The organism is Sphaerochaeta sp. UBA5836 (assembly GCF_002432845.1).
Lineage (GTDB): Bacteria > Spirochaetota > Spirochaetia > Sphaerochaetales > Sphaerochaetaceae > Sphaerochaeta.
The window spans coordinates 269-6,508 of record NZ_DJGW01000056.1; the positions used below are offsets into that span (position 1 = coordinate 269).

The following is a 6,240-nucleotide window of genomic DNA, read 5'->3' on the forward strand; positions in this document are numbered from 1 at the left end:
ATGAAGCCAACCCGGTTTTACCTTCTTCTTCAAATTATGGCTGCTGTCCTGTCTTACGAAGTGCACGGGGCCCAGCAACGGGAGACTTCAGAGCCTCAACCACCGTTCCATCGTTGAGATCGAGCCTTTGCACCAGGTGGTCCAGGGCTTTCTCAGCCTCGAGGTATCCAATGCGGATCATGGCCTACACAAGATTGCCTGCAAGGCATGGAATAACTTCCGACTTCCTTCCCCTCCAATTTTTGGGGTTGTACCCGCCATCTTCCAACTCCTCGGAGTTCTGAAGCAGGTGTAGAATCGACGGTTGGTCTGCTGACAGCAAGATTGTACCATCAGCTCGGACAAGTTCGGTACAAAACCGGCCTGCTATATTGTAGGCTTGGCTTGCAACACCCGATTGTCTTGATTCGGTCAGGGTATCATAGCGCACCGAAGGATAGTTCTCTTCCAACAACCACGCGAGAAGCTCTTCAGAAGCATAGGAGTGCCACTTGTTCATGTAAGACATTGAAGGCCGATGAGGTGCTTGGCGTTTTCGAGCCCCTCATCAGCAGCAGCCTTGGAATGTAATAGGTAGCTCTGACTTTCAAAGAGAACAACCCTGCCTCCATCTCAAAAGCAACCCACTCATCTGCTCAAGACTTGGAGCCTTGTCTTCGCCAAACACCAGCTGCCTCCTCAAGATACTGTTCATTCAGCCATAGTGTTCTAATACATGTCGTAATCGAGCTTCAGTACGATGTTCTGCGGATAATCACCGAAGTGCTCGCCGAAGAGGCTTACACCGCCGATGAAGCGGGCATCTTCCTTGATTCCGATTTTTACACTGATGAAGCACTGATCCTTGATTTGCAAGGCATCTATCTTCAAGTCGGAAATGTGCTCGTTGTTGAGAAACGTACCATGGGAGTTGACCTTCCAATCGGTGAGCAGTCCATACTGGTTCAGCGATTCAGGCCACCAGGAAGGGTTGAACTTTCCTTTTCGACCACCCAAATCTCCGGGGCTTGTCCACGTCCCCACCTCAACATCGTTGACCCATAGGGTGATATCGCTCGGCCAATCATTTCGATAGAAAGGTGCTTCCGAGCAGGCCTCGAAGGAGAGGTCGAACTGCTTGGGAATCCCTCCGTTCACGATGGTGTTGGGAAACCTGTACTCAACAAAACCCTTGTAGAACCAGAGCAGCTGGGCGTTGGTACGGTCGGGATAATAAAAACTGCAGGGCTGGTCGAAAATGCCGATGGTGCTCTTTTCGCTGACCAGACCGCAGGTTGGATGGATTTCACAGTTGACGAAATTTCCGATCGGCATACTCAGCATCACCGAGTTTTCTTTGTTTTCATGTATCGGATTGAGCAGAAGCCTAAACACCACTCTGTCGCATACCCGGCTGCTCACCTTCATGCTGCCGCGGATCCCCGGTTGTGATTCGGTGAAGAGAAGCCCGGCATTCTCAAGAATGCGGACATTCAGTGCGGCGGTTGAAGTAGGAAGACCCAACTGCTCGGCAATCTCATTCACACTGAGACTGCGCTCATTGAGCAGCTCAAGGATGTTGATTCTCGCCTCATTGGCAATAGCCTTCGACACGACCAGCATCTTCTGCTTGTCGGAATAATCAAGAAAAATCTCTTTCAACATCCTACTCTACCTTCTCCTACAGTCGTTTCCTTCATCCTAACACAATGGCAGATTGAGAACAAACACTTCTGCTACCTATGAAACCTCAGGAGGTTCCACGTCAGGGGGGCAATCTGCAGGTTTTCAGTATCAGCATGCAACACCTGCTTCGGCATCACCTCTTCAGGATTCATCGCATCGTTGACAGCGTACAGATTCTCATGTTCCAACACAATATGCTCGACCAGCATATACGAATTGCCAAGACCAGGCAGATCCAGTTCAAGGGACAACATCTCGTGCTCGTGACGGTTCACTACGAACAGGTCAATTTCCCCTGTCTCAGGATGATGCACTACAAGCGCATCGGCATAGGGAATGGTTCCATACTGCTTGTTTTCGTACGATGCAACGTCAACCCGGCTTTCCAATACCTCCCCCCTGCCATATTTGGATGCATAGTAGAACGGCCAATAAATGGTCTGCCTCCAGGCCTTTCCTCCGGTTTCGGTCATGATGGGGGCGATGGTGTTGACCAACTGTGCGATGCAGGCGATTTTGACACGATCGCAGTGCCTGAGCAGACTGTTCAAAAGGCAACCCACCACCAAGGCATCCTCAAAGGTATAGACATCCTCGAGCAGGGAGGGTCCGACAATCCATGGAGTCTGCTGCTTGTCCTTTTCGTGGGAGTGGAACCAAACATTCCACTCATCGAAGCAGAGGTACATCGTCTTCTTGGACCGCTTTTTTGCCTTGACGTAGTCGCACACATGGACAACAGTATCGATGAAAGCATCCATGCTCGCCGAGCAGGCCAGGAAGGTGGCAATGTCCTTCTCCTCATTGCGGAAATACATGTGAAGCGACAAGTAATCGACCACCTCATAGGTATGGTCGAGCACGGTCTCCTCCCACTCGGGGAAGGTGGGCATAGAGGAATTGGAACTGCCGCAGGCAACCAGTTCAAGTGACGGGTCGAACAGCTTGATCGCCTTGCCCACTTCACAGGCCAGACGTCCATATTCCTCGGCACTCTTATGGCCGACCTGCCAAGGTCCGTCCATCTCGTTCCCCAAGCCCCAAAGCTTGATATCATAGGGTTTTTCCGATCCATGGCTCTTTCTGAGATCGCTCAGATAGGAACCACCTGGATGATTGCAATACTCGACCAGGTCCTTCGCTTCAGCAAGGCCGCGTGTTCCCAGGTTGATCACCATCATCGGCTCGGTCCCCACTTTCTTGGACCAGTGCATGAACTCCTGCAGGCCGAACTGATTCGGATCGAGGGCCTTCCATGCCAAATCAAGCCGGGTCGGGCGGTTTTCCTTGGGACCTATCGAGTCTTCCCAATTGAAATTGGAAACATAGTTTCCTCCGGGAAACCGAACCACCGGAACATCGAGCTCGCGGACAAGGTCCATGACATCGCTACGAAAACCTTCCTCGTCTGCTGCACCGTGATCGGGTTCGTAAACACCCCCATAGACCGCTCGACCAAGTTGTTCAACGAACGAACCAAACAGCCTGGGATCGACCGTCCCTCGGACAAATTGCTTGCTGGCATGTATCGTACACTTCACGTTGCTGCTCCTCTCTGATTTGTTTGCTTAGCCTTTGACTCCGCCTGATGTCAATCCGGCGATGAAGTATCGTTGGAAGAAAATGAAAACCACAATAATCGGCAGGGTGGCTCCAAGAGAACCCATGATCAACAGGTCGTAGTTGTTGCCGTACGGAGTGAGCAAGGTATTCAGTCCGATGGGGAGGGTGAACTTATTGCCGCTTCGGAGCACGATCAAGGGCCATAAGAAGTTGTTCCAGCTCTGCATGGACATGAAAATCGCCATCGCAGAGAAAGCAGGGGGCATGATCGGAACTATGATCCTGAAGAAAATGGCATATTCACTGAGCCCGTCCACACGGCCGGCATCGATCAGATCATGGGGAAGGCCTTCGATGTATTGCTTGAAGAAGAAAATCGCAAAGGGCGAAACCACCATCGGCAGGAAGACACCGAGGAATCGATCCATCAGGTTGACGGAAATCATCAGTTTATAGAGAGGCAGAATCAGGATCTGCATGGGAACAAGCATGAGGAAAATGACCATGGTGGTAACGACTTTCCTCCCCTTGAATCGATAGACAGAGAGACCATAGGCAACAAACGAACTGAAAAAGAGTGCCAGCACTGTTTGGATGAGCATGATCACCAGGCTGTTTCCATACCAGGTGAAGTAGATGCCGTCGCGGATGGTGAACAATCCCTTGAAGTTCTCCAAATTCAAGTCGGTAGGGATGAGCGTCTTTAGCGTGATGCCATAGCGAAGCAGGTCGCGACCCGGGCGAAAAGAGGCCAAGGCCAATGAATAGAGGGGAAGCAGATAGAGAAGGCACAGTGCGATTAAAAGCACATGCTTTGCAATGGACTTGGCCTTGATATGCGGCTTTCCGTTCATTATCGCCTCCCTTCCTCGTCAAAGAAGCCAAAGAATTTCAACAGCGATACGCTGAGGGTGAAAACGATGATCAGCAGCACTATCCCGATGGCACTGGCCATACCCATCTCTCCCTCCTGAAAGCCTTTATTGTAGAGGTGGCCGACGATGGTCAAGCCTACATTGTTCGGTGACGGCTTGCCCGCCCAGAGGATGAAACTCTCCTCAAACATGGCAAACCCGCCGAAAATACTGATTGTGGTCACAAAAATGGTGGTTCTCTTCAACAGCGGGATGGTAATGCGCCAGAGCTTTTGCAGGCCCGAAGCCCCGTCGATATCCGCCGCCTCATAGAGTTCATCCGGGATGTTCTGCAATCCGGAGAGGAAGTAGATGATGTTCACCCCCACCCAACGCCATAGGGCCAGGATGAGCAGCAGCACCATGGCTTGAGTGGGACCACCGAGCAGCCACTGTCGCGGCTCTGCTCCGAACAGTGCAGCAATTACGTTGACGATGCTTCTCGGACTGGAGGCAAGCAGCAGGCGCATGATGGTTCCTGCGACTACGATGGAGACCAGGCTGGGAACATAGAGTATGGATCGATACAGCGAATTGTACGTACGGTTGCCTGTGTTGAGCAACACCGATAGCAACAAGGGAATCGGAATCAACAAGGCAATCGTATACACCGTATAGCGGAAGCTGTTGTGCAAGGCAACTTTGAATTCAGGATTGTTCAGCTTCCCGTAATTGCTCCAGCCGATGAAATCCACCTGTCCGGGATACACCTGCTGGAAACTCATCACAAAGGTACTGATAATGGGATAGAGATAGAACATGAAAAAGGATAGGACAAACGGCAGTATGAATACATACGGCGCTATCTTCATTGAATTTACTGGTGATCTGTTCGACATCCATCCCTCCTCTGTACAGGATACGCCGGAAAAGTTCCCGGCGCATCCAAAACCAATGGTCAGCGGGTAAGATCGGCAGCTTCTTTCAAAGCCTGGGCAGGAGTCTTGATCTGCTGTTGCAGAACTTGAATCATGACCGTTGACTTCAATCTGTCAATTACGGCAGGAAGCTTTTCCTTGATATTGACACCCTGGATCTCATCCTTGATATCGAGCAGCATGCCGAAAATGTCATCATTGAGATAATATTCGGTGAACTTATTGGGCTGTTTCATGATCGGGTCATCCCACACATCCCAACGGGGAGGATCGAAACCGAGGTCGGTCCAGATCAAGAGATTTCCTTCCCTGGAGCCCTTTGCGAACATCAAGAAGTCCTTGGCGAGCTTCTGGTCTCGTGCCTGCAGGGTGACCGAAGTACCGGTTCCACCCATGCCTGCAGAGCGGGAGCCGCCAACGGTCCAGCTGGGCATCGGCAGAATCAGGATTTTCCCCTTCAGGTCGGGCATATAGTCGGTGAAGCGGTTCATGTACCACATGGGCATCCAGACGGAGGCGGCACCGCCATCATTCATAAAGCCATAGTACTCTTCAGCATGATGGAACCCGCCAGGGGCTGCAATTGCGGCACCACTGTTCATCAGGTCCTTGAGATACTGCAATGTCTTGACGTTCGTGGCATTATCCAGAATGACATTGCCGTCCTTGTCCAGGAAGTCCGAACCCTGCTGGGCGACCAGCGGCCAGAAGGACCAGTGTTCGGTTACCTCCAGAGTGGTCATGGGTTTGCCTGTCTTTGCCTTTACCTGCTTGGCTGCAACCATGTAGTCATCCCATGTCTTGATCTTGTAGGGATCCACACCTGCAGCCTTCAGGATCTCCATGTTGTAATAGATTACTGAAGCACCAACATGGAACGGAAGGCCATAGTTCTTGCCGTCCTTGCTGTAGATGTCCAGTCTTGCAGTAACGAACTTGTCCCGGACGGGATCGATCACATCGTTGAGCGGAGCCAATTGGATGTTCCCCTTCAGGAAGTTCGGATACTTGGCGATCTCGATATCAACAATATCAGGAGCACCGGTCCCGGCCTGCAGGGAAACGAGCAATTTTGTGTGCATGTCCTCATACGGCAGCACTTCGCCCACGAATTTGATCTGGCGGTCCGGGTTCTGCTCATTCCAAAGTTTTGCCATCTTCTCATAGAACGCAAGATGCAGGTCCTGGAACGTCCAGAAACTCACTTCGGTTACTCCGGC

Annotated in this window: 5 protein-coding genes; all 5 read right to left on the reverse strand. The window is 51.4% G+C overall.

What is annotated here, in order from left to right:
• Positions 1 to 708: 708 nt before the first annotated feature.
• Positions 709 to 1,644, reverse strand: a complete 936-nt coding sequence (locus B3F49_RS04275) for an ArsR/SmtB family transcription factor (RefSeq protein ID WP_293909215.1) — start codon at positions 1,642 to 1,644, stop codon at positions 709 to 711.
• 71 nt (positions 1,645 to 1,715) lie between these two features.
• A complete protein-coding gene (locus B3F49_RS04280; protein ID WP_293909217.1) occupies positions 1,716 to 3,206 on the reverse strand; it encodes an alpha-N-arabinofuranosidase in 1,491 nt (496 codons plus the stop codon).
• A gap of 27 nt (positions 3,207 to 3,233) precedes the next feature.
• Positions 3,234 to 4,082, reverse strand: a complete 849-nt coding sequence (locus B3F49_RS04285) for a carbohydrate ABC transporter permease (protein WP_293909219.1) — start codon at positions 4,080 to 4,082, stop codon at positions 3,234 to 3,236.
• Positions 4,082 to 4,954: a carbohydrate ABC transporter permease gene (locus B3F49_RS04290; RefSeq protein WP_293909221.1), complete on the reverse strand. Its 873-nt coding sequence runs from the start codon at positions 4,952 to 4,954 to the stop codon at positions 4,082 to 4,084. Before B3F49_RS04290 ends, B3F49_RS04285 begins: the two co-directional genes overlap by 1 nt.
• An 86-nt stretch (positions 4,955 to 5,040) precedes the next feature.
• Positions 5,041 to 6,240: ABC transporter substrate-binding protein (locus tag B3F49_RS04295; protein WP_293909223.1), on the reverse strand; the 1,200-nt coding region annotated here is incomplete at its 5' end.